Annotated in this window: 10 protein-coding genes and 1 pseudogene; 4 read left to right on the forward strand and 7 right to left on the reverse strand. The window is 72.6% G+C overall.

From position 1 onward, the window contains the following. Positions 1 to 61: 61 nt before the first annotated feature. On the reverse strand, positions 62 to 892 hold the full coding sequence (locus tag ACIQGZ_RS19490) for an IclR family transcriptional regulator (RefSeq protein ID WP_402603266.1): 831 nt from the start codon (positions 890 to 892) through the stop codon (positions 62 to 64). A 194-nt stretch (positions 893 to 1086) separates the two neighbouring features. On the opposite strand from ACIQGZ_RS19490, the gene ACIQGZ_RS19495 reads away from it, so the two are divergent. Genes ACIQGZ_RS19495 through ACIQGZ_RS19505 form a run of 3 tightly spaced genes read left to right on the forward strand, consistent with a single transcriptional unit; the run spans position 1087 to position 4855 of the window. After that, the gene (locus ACIQGZ_RS19495; protein WP_402603268.1) at positions 1087 to 2040 is read left to right on the forward strand and encodes a DUF1177 domain-containing protein; all 954 of its coding nucleotides are present in this window, start codon (positions 1087 to 1089) and stop codon (positions 2038 to 2040) included. Continuing rightward, complete coding sequence (locus ACIQGZ_RS19500) at positions 2040 to 3446, forward strand: cytosine permease (protein ID WP_402603270.1); 1407 nt, start codon at positions 2040 to 2042, stop codon at positions 3444 to 3446. The genes ACIQGZ_RS19495 and ACIQGZ_RS19500 overlap by 1 nt, the downstream gene beginning before the upstream one ends. After that, the gene (locus tag ACIQGZ_RS19505; protein ID WP_402603271.1) at positions 3443 to 4855 is read left to right on the forward strand and encodes a M20/M25/M40 family metallo-hydrolase; all 1413 of its coding nucleotides are present in this window, start codon (positions 3443 to 3445) and stop codon (positions 4853 to 4855) included. Before ACIQGZ_RS19500 ends, ACIQGZ_RS19505 begins: the two co-directional genes overlap by 4 nt. Positions 4856 to 5008: 153 nt before the next feature. On the opposite strand, the pseudogene ACIQGZ_RS19510 reads toward ACIQGZ_RS19505, so the two are convergent. From ACIQGZ_RS19510 to ACIQGZ_RS19535, 6 genes and pseudogenes are all read right to left on the reverse strand, one after another. Beyond that, positions 5009 to 5176: pseudogene (locus ACIQGZ_RS19510) on the reverse strand (transcriptional regulator); the annotation flags it as partial. Between the two features lie 40 nt (positions 5177 to 5216). After that, the gene (locus ACIQGZ_RS19515; RefSeq protein ID WP_402603272.1) at positions 5217 to 6461 is read right to left on the reverse strand and encodes a cytochrome P450; all 1245 of its coding nucleotides are present in this window, start codon (positions 6459 to 6461) and stop codon (positions 5217 to 5219) included. Positions 6462 to 6504: 43 nt separating this feature from the next. Further along, complete coding sequence (locus ACIQGZ_RS19520; protein ID WP_402603274.1) at positions 6505 to 7728, reverse strand: cytochrome P450; 1224 nt, start codon at positions 7726 to 7728, stop codon at positions 6505 to 6507. A gap of 43 nt (positions 7729 to 7771) precedes the next feature. Further along, the gene (locus ACIQGZ_RS19525) at positions 7772 to 10813 is read right to left on the reverse strand and encodes an amino acid adenylation domain-containing protein (protein WP_402603275.1); all 3042 of its coding nucleotides are present in this window, start codon (positions 10811 to 10813) and stop codon (positions 7772 to 7774) included. Positions 10814 to 10955: 142 nt separating this feature from the next. Further along, a complete protein-coding gene (locus tag ACIQGZ_RS19530) occupies positions 10956 to 11396 on the reverse strand; it encodes a pyridoxamine 5'-phosphate oxidase family protein (protein WP_402603276.1) in 441 nt (146 codons plus the stop codon). Positions 11397 to 11932: 536 nt separating this feature from the next. Further along, the gene (locus ACIQGZ_RS19535; RefSeq protein ID WP_402603277.1) at positions 11933 to 13231 is read right to left on the reverse strand and encodes an NAD(P)/FAD-dependent oxidoreductase; all 1299 of its coding nucleotides are present in this window, start codon (positions 13229 to 13231) and stop codon (positions 11933 to 11935) included. Positions 13232 to 13487: 256 nt separating this feature from the next. Between ACIQGZ_RS19535 and ACIQGZ_RS19540 the strand changes: the two genes are divergently transcribed. Next, positions 13488 to 15323, forward strand: coding sequence for a glycoside hydrolase family 15 protein (locus tag ACIQGZ_RS19540; RefSeq protein ID WP_402603279.1), 1836 nt, complete (start codon positions 13488 to 13490; stop codon positions 15321 to 15323). Positions 15324 to 15334 lie beyond the last annotated feature (11 nt).

A 15334-nucleotide genomic window follows, 5' to 3' on the forward strand; every position in this document is an offset into this window, starting at 1 on the left:
GGGGGTGGTCCTCACGGGGCGGTGGGGTCGGTGGTGGTGGGGGCGGGCTGTGGGGGCCCGGTCAGCTCCGTGGCCGGCGGCGGGTGTGCTGCGGCGGTGTGGTGAGCCGCTTCTCCAGCAGCTGGGCCGAGCGGCGCAGCGCGGCGAGGCGGTCCTCGGGGCCGTTCGGGAAGCGTTCCGGGGTGCCGCCCAGGCTGAGGCTGCCGTAGGGCTCGCGTCCCAGGAACACCGGCACCGCGACGGTGGCGATCCCGGCGTCGTACTCACCGACCGTCCAGGCGTAGCCCTGGGCGCGGACCTGTAGGAACTCCTGCTCCAGCTGGTCGGCGTCGGTGACCGTGCGGTCGGTGAAGCGGGCCATGGGCCGGCCGCGGAAGAGCCGGTGCCGCTGCTCGTCCGGCAGGAAGGCGTAGAAGGACTTGCTGGTGGCGCCGGCGTGCGCCGGATAGAGCTCTCCGACCAGCGGGTAGTAGCGCAGCGGTCCGGCCACGCCCTCCTCCGCCGCCACGCAGCGCATGTGGAAGCTGTCGGGCAGGCAGAACAGGACGGTGTCGCCGGTGGTCCTGCGCAGGTCCGCCAGGACCGGCCCGGCCAGTAGTTCCAGTGATCCGGAGCGTTCCCAGAGCCGGCCCAGGCGCAGCACGGCGGGGCCGATGCGGTAGCGGCGGGTGGCCGGGTCGGAGACGAGGAAGCCGCGCCCGGCGAGGGTGGCGAGCAGGCGTTGGGCGACCGAGGTGTCCCAGCCGAACTCCTGGGCGATCTCGGTCACGCCCCAGTCGGGCCGGTTCCGTTCGAAGGCCAGCAGGACGAGCAGGGCCCGGTCGACGGTCTGCAGGGCGCCTGCCGGCGTCCGCCGGTCCATCCGGTCGGCATCGGGTTCGGCCATCGCCATCTCACCATCTCACCATTCAGACTTGTATTGCAGATAACGGGAAACTGTTGTGCTCAACGCTATCCGATCCCGAATCTGCTTGTCAGTACCTGCCAGGCACCCCGGCCGGAGTTCCGCCGGAAGTCCTGCCGTCGGAAGTCCTGCCGTCGGAAGTCGTGCCGCCGGGAGTCCTGGATGAGTGAGAGAAGCCGCCCATGTTGAAGTACGTGCTGGACATCGTGGATCTGCTGGACGATCCGGGGGCCTCCGGCAAGCAGGTCGTGGAGTACCTCGACGGCGTCGCGGGCGCCGAGGGGTCGGGTGCCGAGGTCACCACCGTCTCCGGTGAGCGCGGCTCCACCGACTTCGTCCTGCTGCGCGTTCCCGGCCACCGGGGGCGCGCCGCCGGTGGCAGTGCCCGTACCCTCGGTGTGATCGGCCGCCTGGGCGGGGTCGGCGCCCGGCCCGGTGTGACCGGCCTGGTGTCCGACGCCGACGGTGCCGCCGCCGCGCTGGCCGCCGGTGCCAAGCTGCTGGACATGCGCCGCCGCGGCGACCGGCTGCCCGGTGACGTGGTCGTCGCCACGCACATCTGCCCCAGCGCGCCGACCGAGCCGCACGACCCGGTGCCGTTCATGGGCTCGCCCGTGGACATCGCCACCATGAACCGGCACGAGGTGACCGGCGACATGGAGGCCGTGCTCTCCATCGACACCACCAAGGGCAACCGGATCGTGAACCACAAGGGCCTGGCCCTGTCCCCGGTGGTCAAGGAGGGGTGGGTGCTGCGGGTGAGCGAGCAGCTCGGTGAGCTGCTGGCCGTGGTCACCGGTGAGCCGTTGGTCACGTTCCCCGTGACCACGCAGGACATCACCCCGTACGGTATCGGGGTACATCACATCAATTCGATTCTTCAGCCGTCCACCGCCACGACCGCCCCCGTGGCCGGTCTGGCGATCACCTCGGCGGCGGCCGTCCCCGGCTGCCAGACCGGCGCGAGCCACGAGACGGACATCGCGTCCGCCGCCCGCTACGCCGTCGAGGTCGCCAAGTCCTACGGCGAGGGCCGGCTCGATTTCCACGACGCGGCGGAGTTCGGCAGCCTCGTCAACCGCTACGGGTCGCTGGCCCACCTCCAGACGTTCGGCCACGAATCCCGGGAGTCCTGATGAGAGCCACCTCCTCCGTCCCGGCCGCCGGGGTCGCGGACAGCGCCGGGCACGCCAAGGGCATCGGCAGTGACGACTACGCGTCCTCCCGGGTCCCGCGCGACGCGCGCTTCGGATTCTGGACCATGCTGCTCCAGTGGCTCGGCCAGTCCGGCTCGCTGTCGCAGTTCACCCTCGGCGCCACGATCGGCGTCGGCATGACCTTCGGCAACGCCTTCCTCGCCTTCACCCTCGGCGCCGTGATCCTGGAGATCGTCATCTTCCTGATCGGCGTGGCCGGGATGCGCGAGGGCCTGGCGACCCCGCTGCTGACCCGCTGGATAGGTTTCGGCCGCAATGGCTCGGCGCTCGTCAGCTTCGTCATCGCGGTCAGCCTGGTGGGCTGGTTCGGCGTGCAGAACACGATCTTCGCCAACAGCACCGCCGCGCTGCTCGGCGGGCCGCCCTGGCTGTGGTGCGTGGTCGCCGGTGCGGCCATCACGGTCCTGGTCATCTTCGGCTTCCGGTACATGGCACTGCTCGCGAAGATCGCCACGCCGCTCTTCTTCGCACTGGTCGCCTGGTCCATCACCAGCGCGCTGATGGACCACTCGGTCTCCGAGCTGATCAAGGCCCCGCCGTCCGGGGCAACGATCCCGCTCGCGGTCGGTGCCACCGCCATCGCGGGCGGCTATATGACGGGCGCGATCGTCGCTCCCGAGATGACCCGCTACAACCGCAAGTCCTGGCACGTCTTCGTGCAGAGCGCCTCGTCGATGATCCTCTCCGAGTACATCGTCGGCATGGTCGGCGTGCTCCTGGGCCACCTGGTCAAGAGCAACAGCGTCACCCACATCGTGCTCTCCACCTCCGGCGCGATCGGCGTGATCGTGGTCATCCTGTCCACCGCGAAGATCAACGACTGGAACCTGTACGGCTCCTCGCTCGGCGTCGTCAACTTCTTCCAGGTCGTCTTCGGCAAGCGCCTGCACCGGGGAGTCGTCACCATCGGGCTCGGCATCGCCGGCACGATCCTGTCCGCGATCGGCGTCATGAACCACTTCACGGCCTTCCTGTCGCTGCTCGGCGTGGCGATCCCGCCCATCGGCGGCATCATCGTGGCCGAGTACTGGGTCGTCCGCCGGATGCGCCGGCCGCTGGACGAGACCCGCGAGGCCGAGACCCTGCCGACCACCTCGCCCACCTGGGTGCCGATGTCGCTGGTCATCTGGGCGGCCGCGTTCTGCGTCGGCAAGTTCGTCACCGACGGCATACCGGCTGTGAACTCGCTGCTCACCGCCTTCGGCCTGTACTGCGTCCTCGGCTGCCTCGGCTGGATCAAGCCGTACGGCACCACCGCCACCCTGGACGACGCGGGCGCCACCGTCCCCGTCCCCGACGAGACCACCCCGGTGGGAGCGGCATGAACACCCCCGTCAGCCCCACCGACCCCGTCAGCCCCACTGACCCCGTCAGCCCCACCGACCCCGTCAGCCCCGCCGGCCCCGTGACCACCGGTGGCTCCGGCCAGGCGTTCCGTCCTGCGGGCGACGACGCCCAGGACGAGGCCGTCAGCCTCTGCGCCGAGCTGATCCGCTTCGACACCTCCAACCCGACCAGTGACGAACGCGCCTGCGCCGAGTGGGTGGCGGGCGTGCTGGCCGAGGCCGGTATCGAATCCGTCCTGGTGGAGAGCGCCCCCGGACGGGCCAACGTCATCGCCCGGATCGCCGGCAGCGACCCGGCCCGCGGTGCCCTGCTGGTCCACGGCCATCTCGACGTGGTGCCCGCCGACCCGGACGAGTGGCAGGTGCCGCCGTTCTCCGGCGAGATCCGCGACGGCTACCTGTGGGGCCGCGGCGCCATCGACATGAAGGACACCGTGGCCGTGATGCTGGCCACCGCCCGGCACTTCGCCCGCAGCGGCACCCGCCCCTCCCGTGACCTGGTGCTCGCCTTCCTCGCCGACGAGGAAGCCGGTGGCAGGTTCGGCGCGCACTGGCTGGTCGAGCACCGGCCGGAGCTGTTCGAAGGGGTCACCGAGGCGATCGGTGAGGGCGGCGGGTTCTCCTTCGCCATCGACGGCACCCGCCGCCTCTACCCGATCGAGAACGCCCAGCGCGGCATGGCCTGGATGGAGCTCACCGCCACCGGCCGGGCCGGCCACGGCTCCTCACCGAACGACGAGAACGCCGTCACCGACCTCGCGGAATCCCTCACCCGCATCGGACGGCACACCTTCCCCATCCGCCTCATCGAACCGGTCCGCGCGCTGCTCGCGGAGGCCGCGCGCCTGTACGGAGTCGACTTCGACGAGAACGACATCGAGCGGACCCTGCCGCAGCTCGGCCCGGTCGGGGACTTCATGCAGGTGGTCCTGCGCAACTCCGCCAACCCCACCATGTTCCAGGCGGGCTACCAGACCAATGTGATCCCGGGCCGCGCCACCGCCCGGGTGGACGGCCGGTTCCTGCCCGGCCACGAACAGGAGCTCCTCGACACCATCGACGCGCTGCTCCTCCCGTCCGTCAGCCGGACGTGGGTCAACCACGACATCGCGCTGGAGACGTCCTTCGACGGCCCCCTGGTCGACGCCATGTGCGCCGCCGTACGCGCCGAGGACCCCGACGGCCACCCGGTCCCGTACTGCAACCCGGGCGGCACCGACGCCAAGGCGTTCACCAAGCTCGGCATCCGCTGCTTCGGCTTCAAGGGGCTCAAGCTCCCGCACGACCTGGACTACGGCCGCCTCTTCCACGGCGTCGACGAACGCGTACCCGTGGCGGGGCTGCGCTTCGGGGTCCGCGTCATGGGCCGCCTGTGGCAGACCTGCTGAACGCGGCCGTCCGCGCCGGCCCGGCGCCGGGTCGCGCAGGGCGGTGGCTTCCGTAACCGCTCCAGCACACCCCACATCGAGGACCCCGGTGCATCCTGCCGGGGTCCTCAACCGTTGGAGATCGCTCAGAGACCGTCATGGCGGCGTCCGGGCTCACCTCGGCCGGGCCCCGGACCTGCTCATGGGCGGGGTGTCCTCGGCGGCGGTGTTCTCGGCGGCGGTGTCCTCGGCGGCGGCCCAGCCGGCGAGGAGTCGCAAGGCGTCGTGCTCGGGGGTGCCGGGCGCGGCGGTGTACGCGGTGAGGGTCAGGCCGGGTCGGGCGGCTCGTCCGCCAGAAGTCCCCGGCCGGGCCGGGAGTGGTTCACCAGCAGACCGGGAGGGTGAGGGGCGACTTGCTCGGGGCCTGGTCGTCCCAGGTGGGGCGGTGTCCATCGGCCAGGTGCAGGTCGGGGAACCGGTCGAGCAGCGCCTCCAGGCAGACGGTCATCTGGGCGCGTGCCAGGTGCGCGCCGATGCAGTTGTGCGTCCCCCGGCCGAAGGTGAGGTGCGGGTTGTCCGCGCGGCACAGGTCGAGCCGGTCGGCGTCGGCGAACACCCGCTCGTCCCGGTTGGCCGCCGCGAGTACGGGCAGCACGGCGTCACCGGCGTGGATCGTCCGGCCGTGCAGCTCCAGGTCCTCGACGGCCTGGAGGACCACGACGCCGTTCATCACCGGCACATAGCGCAGCAGTTCCTCCACCGCGCCGGGCAGCAGCTCGCGCCGGTCGCGCAGCCGGGCGTACCGGTCCGGCCGGGCCAGCAGGGTGTGCACCGAGTCGGCCAGGAACATGGTGCTCGTCCGGTAGCCGGCGACCAGCATGGAGAGTCCGAAACTCACCACGCTCTCCGCGTCCAGGCTGCCGCGCCCGCACTCGCCCACCAGCCCGCTGAGGATGTCGTCGCCGGGCTCGCGCCGCTTGCGGTCGAGCAGCGCGGAGATGTAGCCGCGCAGTCGGGCGGTGACCTCGCGGCCCTCCTCCAGGGTGACCATCGCGCCGAGGGCGGCGTCCGCCATGGGCAGGAAGTCGTCGCGCTCCGCGTAGGGGATGCCCACCAGCTCGCACATCACCAGGAGCGGGAAGGGTTCGAGGAACCCGGCGACCAGGTCGCCGGGCCGACCGCCGCCGACGAACTCCGCCAGCAGCCGGTCGGCCGACTGCCGGATGCGCGGCAGCCGGCCCCGGACGGACCGGACGCTGAAGGGCTCGGCGAGGGCCCGGCGCAGGGCGGCGTGCCGGGGGCCGTCCAGTTCCATCATCGTGGTCAGGCCGGGTTCGTCGCCGGCGGCCCGGTCGGGGCGCGGCGGCCAGTCGTTGATGGTCGGCCTGACCAGCCGGGGGTCCGCGACCAGTGCCCGGACGTCGCCGTACCGGGTGGCGTACCAGGCGGTGGCGCCGATCGGCAGCCGGACTTCGGCCAGCGGGCAGTCCCGGCGCAGCCGGGCGTACTCGGTGGGCGGTCCCATGGTGCCCGGCGGCGGGACGGGCATGTCGATCAGGGGGGCGCCGGTGGCGGGCTTCCCGGTGGCGGGCGGGTCGGTGACGGGTTCCGGGGGTGTGCTGGTCACGGGTGGTCCTCCGCTGGTCGGGGGCGGGGCGGCCGGGCCGGGTTCACCAGCTGACCGGGAGGGTCAGCGGTGACTTGGTCAGGGATTCGTCGTCCCAGCTGGGCTCCCGCCCTTCGGGCAGGTGCAGCCCCGGGAAGCGGTCGAGCAGCGCCTCCAGCCCGACCGTCAGCTCGGCGCGTGCCAGGTGCGCGCCGAAGCAGTTGTGGGTTCCCCGGCCGAAGGCGAGATGGCCGTTCCCGGTCCGGCCGAGGTCGAGCCGGTCGGCGTCGGTGAACACCCGCTCGTCCCGGTTGGCGGAGGCCAGCACCGGGAGCACGGCCTCGCCCTTGCGGACCGTCTGCCCCCGCACCTCGATGTCCTCGGTGGCCAGCAGCACCACGACGCCGTTCATCACCGGCACATAGCGCAGCAGTTCCTCCACCGCGCCGGGCAGCAGCTCGCGGTGGTCGCGCAGCCGGGCATAGCGCTCCGGGCGGGCCAGCAGGGTGTGCACCGAGTTGGCCAGGAAGATGCCGCTGATGCCGAAGCCGACGGTGAGCATGGACAGTCCGAAGGCCAGCACATCGTCATGGGACAGTGCTCCTTCGTCGCACTGGCGGACCAGCTGGGTCAGGGCGTCGTCGCCGGGCCGGCTCCGCTTCCGGTCGATCAGCTCGGACAGATAGGCGCGCAGCAGGTCGGTGACCCTGCGTCCCTCCTCCGAGGTCACCATCCCGCTGAGGGCCGCGTCCAGTATGGGCAGGAAGCGGTCCCGCTCCTGGTAGGGGACACCCACCAGGTCGCAGAGCACCAGCAGCGGGAACGGGGCGGTGAACCCGGCGACCAGGTCGCCGCACCGACCGCCCGCCTGGAACGCCTCCAGCAACTGCTCGGCGCGTTCGCGGAGCCGCGGCAGGCGGTTCCGGACGGCGCGGGAGCTGAACGGCTGGGCCACGGCCCGGCGCAGCGACCGGTGCCGGGGGCCGTCCAGCTCCGACATCGTGACCAGCCCCGGCCGGGCGTCGGCGGCCTGGTCGGGGCGCGGCGGCCAGTCGTTGATGGTCGGCCTGATCAGCCGGGGGTCCGCGAGCAGTGCCCGGACGTCGTCGTAGCGGGTGGCAAACCAGGCGGTCGCGTCCATCGGCATCCTGACCCGGGCCATGGGGCAGCTCTCCCGCAGCCGGACGTACTCCTCGGGCGGCCCCATGGTGCCCGGCGGGGGGAGCGGGAAGTCAAGCACGCCCCGCTCGGGCTCGGGGCCCGGCGCGCTGAGTGGCTGTGGGGTCATGCTCGGTCCCTTCCGGGTTGCCGTACCGGGTGCTCGGGGGCGGCTAGGGGCGCTCGATGTAGCCGGTGGCGTGGAAGTACTCCAGGTAGCGGTCCAGGAGTTCCGCGTCGACCGGCGGGCAGTGCAGGTCGGCGGTGGCCAGGTCACGTTCGACGTTGGCGCGTCCCAGGGTCGGGAAGGTGCCCTCGAAGTACATCTCCTTGACGGACATGTCCGCCGTCCGGCACCGGTCCACGCAGAGCGACACAAACGGCGCGGTGGGGCTGGTGGGGTGCTGCGCGACATGGCGGACGAGTTCGCCCACCCACTGGTCGTAGGGCAGTCGGCGGATGCGGTGGCCGTCGGCGTGCATCCGGTCGAGCATGTCGTGCAGGCTCGCCGCGCGGGGGTTGGTCAGGTGGTACGTCCGGTCGGTCGCGCGGTGCCCGGTGGCGATGTGCACCACCGCCTCGGAGAGGTAGTCCACCGGGACGAAGTCCAGCGGCAGCGGGATGTCGGGGGCGAGCCCGGTCTCCGCGATCGTCTTGAACAGCGAGCAGATCGCGGTCTCGGTGTTGCAGGCGCCGGTGCGCCGGTCGCCGGTGATCTCGTAGGGCCGGTAGACCGCCACCGGGAGGCCCTGGGCCGCCGCGTCGCGCAGCACCTCTTCGGCGACCCACTTGCTCTCGGCGTAACCCATGGTGAGCTGGTCGGCGTGGTCGAGGGGCAGCTCCTCGTCGACGTGCCGCACGCCGGCGGTGCCGAAGCCGGCCAGCACCGCGATGGTGGACAGGAAGTGCACCGGCACGCCGCGCTCGGCCGCCAGCCGTACGAGCTGCCGGGTGCCTTCCACATTGGCCCGGCGCAGTTCCTCGTAGGGGTAGAGGAAGTTGACCTGCGCGGCGGAGTGGATCACCAGGTCGAGGGTGTCGGCGAGTTCGGCGGCGCGGCCGGGCTCCACGCCGAGGCCGGGTTCGGCGAGGTCGGCGGGGAAGCACACGATGCGGTCGGCGGCCTCGGGGGTGGCGAGACCGAAGCGGGCCAGGTTCCGCAGCACCCGCTGCCGGGCGTGGGCGTGGTCGCGGCTGCGTACCGGGCAGTGCACCCGGGCGTCGGTGCGGTGCAGCAGCCGGTCGAGCAGGAAGGCGCCGACGAATCCGGAGGCGCCGGTCAGCAGTACCTCCCTCGGGTGCTGCCAGTCCGGCTCCGGCCCTCGTCGGGGCGGCAGGGTGAAGCCCAGCCGCGCTTCGGCCCGGAAGTCCACGGTGTGGGCGTCGGCGTCGCCGTCGTGGTGGTGGCCGTCGGCGGCGGTGACGGCGGCGGTGAAGTCCTCCAGGGTGGGGGCTCGCAGCAGGCTGTGCACCAGGGTCCTGCCGTGCCGGGGGTCGAGGCCGAAGGCGGTGAGGGTACGGGTGACGACCTCGGCCGCCAGCAGTGAGTCGCCGCCGATCTCGAAGAAGTCGTCCCCGGGGGCCGGGTGCACGCCCAGCACCACCTGCCACACCTGTGCCAGTGCGTCCTGCGGGCCCAGTCCCCGGGTCCCGGCCGGGACCGGTGGCGGGACCGCGTCCGAGGGCGCCGCCAGGGCGCGCAGCCGGCGGCGGTCGACCTTGCCGGCCGAGGTCACCGGGAACTGCGGGACCTCCACCAGCCGCGCGGGCACCGCTGCTGCGGGCAGCCAGGCCGCGAGGCTTCTGCGGATGCGGTCCACGGGCAGCGCCTGCCCGGGGCGGGCCGGTGTCGCGTAGCCGATCAGGGTGTCGCCCTCCAGCTCGACGACGGCCTCGCCCACCGCGTCGTCCGCCCGCAGGCGTGCCTCGACCTCGTCCAGCTCGATGCGGTGCCCCCGCAGTTTGATCTGCCGGTCCACCCGGGCGCGGTACTCCAGGACGCCGTCCTCGCGCAGGACCACCCGGTCGCCGGTGCGGTAGAGCTTCGAACCGGGTTCGAAGGGGTTGTCGATGAAACGCTCGGCGGTCAGCTCCGGGTCCCCGAGGTATCCCAGGGCGAGCCCGTCGCCGCCGACGAGGAGTTCGCCCTCCTCGCCGGCCTCCGCGAGGGTGCCGTCCGCCCGCACCACATGGCAGCTGGAGTCCTCCAGCGGGCGGCCGATCGGTACGGCCGTCGCCTCGGGGTGCAGGGCGTCCACCAGGTGTGCGGTGGAGACCACGCTGTTCTCGGTCGGACCGTAGAAGTTGACCACGGTGGTGTCGGGGCAGGCCGCCAGTACCGCGCGGGTCAGCTCCGGGTCCATCGCCTCACCGCCCGCCGAGGCGAACCGCAGGGACCGCAGCGCCGACGGCCCGGTCCGCGCGATGTGGTGGAACACCCCGGTGGTCAGATAGGCGATGCCGACCCGCTCCGAGACCAGCCGCGCTTCCAGGGCGGCCGGGGACAGCAACTCCTCCTGGTCGGCCACGACCAGGCAGGCGCCGCCCAGCAGCGAGGACCAGATCTCGATGGTGGAGGCGTCGGAGGAGAGGCCGTAGGCGTGCAGCACCCGCTCCCCCGGGCGGGGGCGCTGCCAGACCAGGTCGGACGCGGCCAACCGGATGACGCCACGGTGCGGGACCGCCACCGGCTTGGGACGCCCGGTGGAGCCGGAGGTGAACATCACATAGGCGCAGTCCGTGGGCCGTACCCGGACCTGCGGCGGAGCGGCGGCGGGTCGGCTCGGCGCCTGGCCGCCCAGGTCGATCCGCGTCCGCACCCGCCGGACCCGGCAGACACTGCCGGGCAGCGTCACGACGGTGTGCACCCCCGCGTCCTCGGCCATCGCCTGGAGCCGCCCGGGTGGGGAGGCGTCGTCCAGGGGGACGTACGCCGCGCCGGTCTTGAGGATGCCCAGGAAGGCGACCAGTGCCTCCAACGACCGGCTGCCGCACACACCGACCTTGTCGCCGTGCCGCACCCCGGCGTCGTGCAGCCGGGCGGCCAGTGCGTCGGAGCGGACCCTGAGCTCGTCGTAGCTCAGGGTGCGGCCGTGCTGTACGGAGGCGGTCGCCCGGGGGCGGCGCGCCGCCTGTGCGTCGAACAGTTCATGGAGACCGCGATCGCGTGCGTACCCCGCCATCTCGGCGTTCCAGACCGTCGCGGGATGCGCCATCGTATGAGTGACCATCGGAATATCCCGTCTCTGCTGCGTGCGCGAACCACCTGGCGGCTGCCGCCGCCGGTATCCGGACCGCCCGACTGGGTGACTTCCGGCTGGGTGACTTCCGGCTGGGTGACCTCCGGCTGGCTGCCCGCTAGCCGAACGCCGCGGCGAAGGCGGCGAAATCGGCTGTGCGCCACCGCTGGGGCCGCATGCGGATGAGGATGTCGTCGGCCAACTGCTCGTGGTTGGCCTCCAGGTACGCCGACGCCGTGTCCGCGTCCAGGTAGCGGTGGGCCAGGGCCTCGCGGTCGGCCGCGGGCACCGGGTCCTCGACCGCGACCACCGGGCCCTCCACGCTGACGTAGCGGTAGGGGGCCGACTCGTTCTGCACACAGAGGCTGAACCGCCCCGCGCCCCGGATGAGCCCGGCCTTCAGCGCGTTCCTCCCGGTCTGCACCGTGACCAGCCCGCCGGGCTGGTAGTCGTACCAGAGCGGGACCAGCAGCGGTCCGCCACCGCCGCGCGGATCGTCCACGCCCAGTACTCCCACGTGCAGACCGGCCAGGAACTCCTCCCGGTCCTCGACGGACATGCTGATATCCACGGGTACCTCGATTCGGCAAGCCAAGCGCGAACGGTTGCGGTCCTGGGTGCGGGAAGTGGCCGATTGGGCCGAACGGGTGAGCCGGGCTTCCGTCCGTCCGGCTGACGGGCAGCCGTCGAAGGTGTCCGGCACGGCCCTGGGGTAGGGAGCGGGCCTCTCGGTGCGGGCCTTCCACGCCCCGGCGTCGAGACCCGGAAGGGGGCCGTCCCGGGCCGGGCCCTCTCCCAGGGTTTCACCATGGCCGGGAAGTCCGCACCTCGGGCGCCCTGGCGGGCGGGCCGGCGGGTCCGGCGGCGGACGGGAGTCGATCAGCCGCCGGACGCGGGGCGGGGCCCGGGCCGGGGGGGCCGGGCCCCCCCCCGGGGCGGGGGGGGCCCGGGGGGGGCCCCACCCCCGGGGGGGGCGCACCCGGGTGTTCCGGCGGGGGGGGCGGGGGGGGGCGGGGTGCCCACCCCCCGCGGGCGGGGGGGGGGGCCGGGCCGGGGGGCCCGGGCCCCGACCCGGTGTCCGGGGGCGACGCGTGGTCAGCCCATCACCGTGCCGGAGCTACCGCTGTTGACCGGACGGCGGCGGGAGAACGCACCCAGGTCGATCGTGGAGCCGGTGTGCTTCGCCGCGTACCGGACGGGGTCGGCGTCATGGTCGGCCCCGGCCTCGACCCGCTCGATGAGCGCGGTCATCAGCAGGCCGACGAGCGGGGCGTTCTTGAACTGGTTGCCGCTGGTGCCCATCGCGACGTAGAAGCCGTCCAGGTCCGTGCGGTCGTAGATCGGTGTCCAGTCGTCGGCGACGTCGTACACACCGGCGACGCCGCGCGCCCGGTTGGGCACGACGAGGTCGCTCAGCCGCCGGGCCGCCCGGGTGACCTGCGCCTCGAAGACCGGCGGGGTGGGGCTGGGATTCGCCGCGTCCGGGTCGTCGATCCACTGCATCGGGTCGCACTCGGGCTCGGTGCCGCCGACCAGCAGGCCGCCGCCCGTCTCGCCGCGGATGTAGGTGCCGAGGTCCAGGTCGGCGATGCTGATGCCGACCGTCCCGTCCGGATGGAATCCGGGAGGTGCGGGCACATACGCGACCTCCTGCCGCATCGGCCGGGTGCTGATGCTGAAGTCGCCTCCCACCCCGGCCAGTTCATTGATCCGACCGGACCAGGGACCGGCGGCGTTGACCACCGTGGCGCAGGAGAGCCGCGTGCCGTCGTCCAGCACCACAGCCGTCACCCGGCCGCCGGACGACTCGACGGCGACGACGGCACGGCGCAGCCGGAACTCGGCGCCGTGGTGGCGCGCCGCGTTCGCGAGGTTCTGCGCGGCGAGCTGCGGGTCGCTGACGAAGCCCGCGTCCGGGGTGAAGACCCCGCCCAGGGTGCTGGTCGCGTCCGCCCAGAACGCCTGGTCCGCAAGGCGCTTGGGCGGCCAGTACCGGCCCGTGTCGATCCCCGGGACGCGCGCGGCGAGCGTGGCGCTGTCCCACTCCTCGTACACCACGCCGACCTGGTCGAACAGCCGGAGGTACCTCGACCGGGGCGCCACGTCGGTGTCAAGCATGACCATGCCGCTGCGCTCGAAGCGGGCCGGCTCGCCCACCTCGCAGCCCAGGTGGTCCTGCCAGGCGCGCCACAGGGCCGCCGCCTCCCACGACGCGGCGATGCCCGCGTGGGTGGAGTAGTTGAACCGGACGATGGCACTCGACGCACTGGTCGAGCCGAGCCCGACACCGCCCGCCTTGTCCACCACGGCCACGCTGCGTCCGGCCCGCGCGAGTTCCAGCGCGATCGAGGCCCCGATCACACCGGCGCCCACGACTACGACATCCGTCCCCATACCAGCTTCCTCCTTGCGCGCCCCGCCGCCGCGAATGCCGGGTGGGCGTGCGCTGACATCGACTCCGGCTGCCGGGGCAGCCCGTGCACCCAAGTGTCAGTGCCGGAGTGAGCCGGGCGGTCCGGATCACGAAACGGGGTTCGCCCCCGGGAGGTCCGGGCCGGCGGCGGTCGGCGGACGCGCCGGGCGGCAGTAGGTTCTACCCTGGTATGTCGGAGTTGTCCGATGACGGCCCCGCGATGGCAGGGAGGCCGGCATGGAGTTCGAGAACGCCGGATTCGGGCGGGTGGACTCCGTGCGCCACCTGCCGATCGCGGAGCACGGCCTGATCGGCGATCTCCGCACGGTGGCGCTGGTGGGCACCAATGGCACCATCGACTGGTACTGCTGCCCCCGCTTCGACGCGCCCAGCGTGTTCGCCTCGATCCTGGACACCGAACGGGGCGGATCGTTCGCCTTGGCCACCGACGTGCCGGCCCGGACCCGGCAGTTCTACTTCCCGGACACCAATGTCCTGATCACCCGCTTCTTCGCCGCCGACGGGGTGGGAGAGATCCAGGACTTCATGCCGGTCACGGACGAGTCGCGGGAGGCCGGCCGGCACCGGCTGATCCGGCGGGTGATCTGCGTACGGGGGTCGCTCCCGTTCCGGGCGCGCGTGGCACCCCGCTTCGACTACGGTGCCGCACCGCACACCGTGGACCTGCGGCACAACCAGGCGCTCTTCCGGTCCCGGTCGCTGTCGCTGGCGCTGACCGCCACCGTGACAGTCGAGCGCGACGGCCCGGACGTGTGGTCGCGCTTCAAGCTCCTCGAAGGCGAGTCCGCGGTGTTCGCCCTCGACCACCTCGACGGTGAGGTCACGCCCCGGGCCTGCCCCCGGGCCGAGGCGGAGGAGCAGTTCGAGGCCACGGTCGGGTTCTGGCGGCACTGGCTGGCCGGCTCGCGCTACCACGGGCGGTGGCGGGAGATGGTGCACCGCTCCGCGCTGTCGCTGAAGCTGCTCACGTACGCGCCGACCGGGGCGGTCGTGGCGGCGCCGACCACCAGCCTGCCCGAGCAGATCGGCGGCGAACGCAACTGGGACTACCGATACGTATGGGTCCGCGACGCCGCCTTCTGCATCTACGCGCTGCTCAGGCTGGGGTTCACCTCCGAGGCCGAGGCGTTCATGGGCTTCCTGTTCCAGCGCTGCCTGATGCGGGGCGACGACGCCACCGGGCCGCTACAGATCATGTACGGCATCGACGGGCGCCGCGACCTGCCCGAGCGCCGGCTCCCCCAGCTGCGGGGCTACCTGGGTTCCGCGCCGGTGCGGGTGGGAAACAGCGCCGCGACCCAGCTCCAGCTGGACGTCTACGGGGCACTCATCGACTCGGTCTACCTCTACGACAAGTGGGGGCAGCCCATCAGCAGCGAGCGGTGGGACGCGGTGGCCGCCCTGGTGGACTGGCTCTGCGAGCACTGGGACCAGCCCGACGAGGGCATCTGGGAGACCCGCGGCGGGCGGCGGGACTTCCTCTACTCACGGGTGATGTGCTGGGTGGCCATCGAGCGGGCCATCCGGATGGCCAACCGGCGCGGCCTGCCCGCCGACCTCCTCCACTGGCGGGAGAACCGGGACGCCGTCTACCGGCAGATCATGCGGCGAGGCTGGTCCGCCGAACGGGGCTCCTTCGTCCAGTACCTGGACGGCACCGTCCTGGACGCCTCCCTGCTGATGATGCCGCTGGCCAAGTTCGTCTCGCCCACCGACCCCAAGTGGCTCACGACCCTGGACGCGCTCGCCACGGACCTGGTGTCCGACTCCCTGGTCTACCGCTACGACCCGGAGGCCAGCCCGGACGGGCTGCGGGGCACCGAGGGCACCTTCTCGATCTGCTCCTTCTGGTACGTCGAGGCACTCGCCCGAGCCGGGCGCCTGGAGGAGGCCAGGCTCGCCTTCGAGAAGATGCTCACCTACGCCAACCACGTCGGTCTGTACGCCGAGCAGATCGGGCCCACCGGCGAACAGCTCGGCAACTTCCCGCAGGCCTTCACCCACCTGGCGCTGATCAGCGCCGCGTTCAACCTGGACCGCGCCCTCGGCTGACGCCGACCGGT

This window comes from Streptomyces sp. NPDC092296, from assembly GCF_044755465.1.
GTDB lineage: Bacteria > Actinomycetota > Actinomycetes > Streptomycetales > Streptomycetaceae > Peterkaempfera.

What these genes read in the sequence shown, in the direction of transcription:
- ACIQGZ_RS19490 (WP_402603266.1), bottom strand. Translation starts at nt 892, where the DNA reads ATGGCGATGGCCGAACCCGATGCCGACCGGATGGACCGGCGGACGCCG.
- ACIQGZ_RS19495 (WP_402603268.1), top strand. Translation starts at nt 1,087, where the DNA reads ATGTTGAAGTACGTGCTGGACATCGTGGATCTGCTGGACGATCCGGGG.
- ACIQGZ_RS19500 (WP_402603270.1), top strand. Translation starts at nt 2,040, where the DNA reads ATGAGAGCCACCTCCTCCGTCCCGGCCGCCGGGGTCGCGGACAGCGCC.
- ACIQGZ_RS19505 (WP_402603271.1), top strand. Translation starts at nt 3,443, where the DNA reads ATGAACACCCCCGTCAGCCCCACCGACCCCGTCAGCCCCACTGACCCC.
- ACIQGZ_RS19520 (WP_402603274.1), bottom strand. Translation starts at nt 7,728, where the DNA reads ATGACCCCACAGCCACTCAGCGCGCCGGGCCCCGAGCCCGAGCGGGGC.
- ACIQGZ_RS19525 (WP_402603275.1), bottom strand. Translation starts at nt 10,813, where the DNA reads ATGGCGCATCCCGCGACGGTCTGGAACGCCGAGATGGCGGGGTACGCA.
- ACIQGZ_RS19530 (WP_402603276.1), bottom strand. Translation starts at nt 11,396, where the DNA reads ATGTCCGTCGAGGACCGGGAGGAGTTCCTGGCCGGTCTGCACGTGGGA.
- ACIQGZ_RS19535 (WP_402603277.1), bottom strand. Translation starts at nt 13,231, where the DNA reads ATGGGGACGGATGTCGTAGTCGTGGGCGCCGGTGTGATCGGGGCCTCG.
- ACIQGZ_RS19540 (WP_402603279.1), top strand. Translation starts at nt 13,488, where the DNA reads ATGGAGTTCGAGAACGCCGGATTCGGGCGGGTGGACTCCGTGCGCCAC.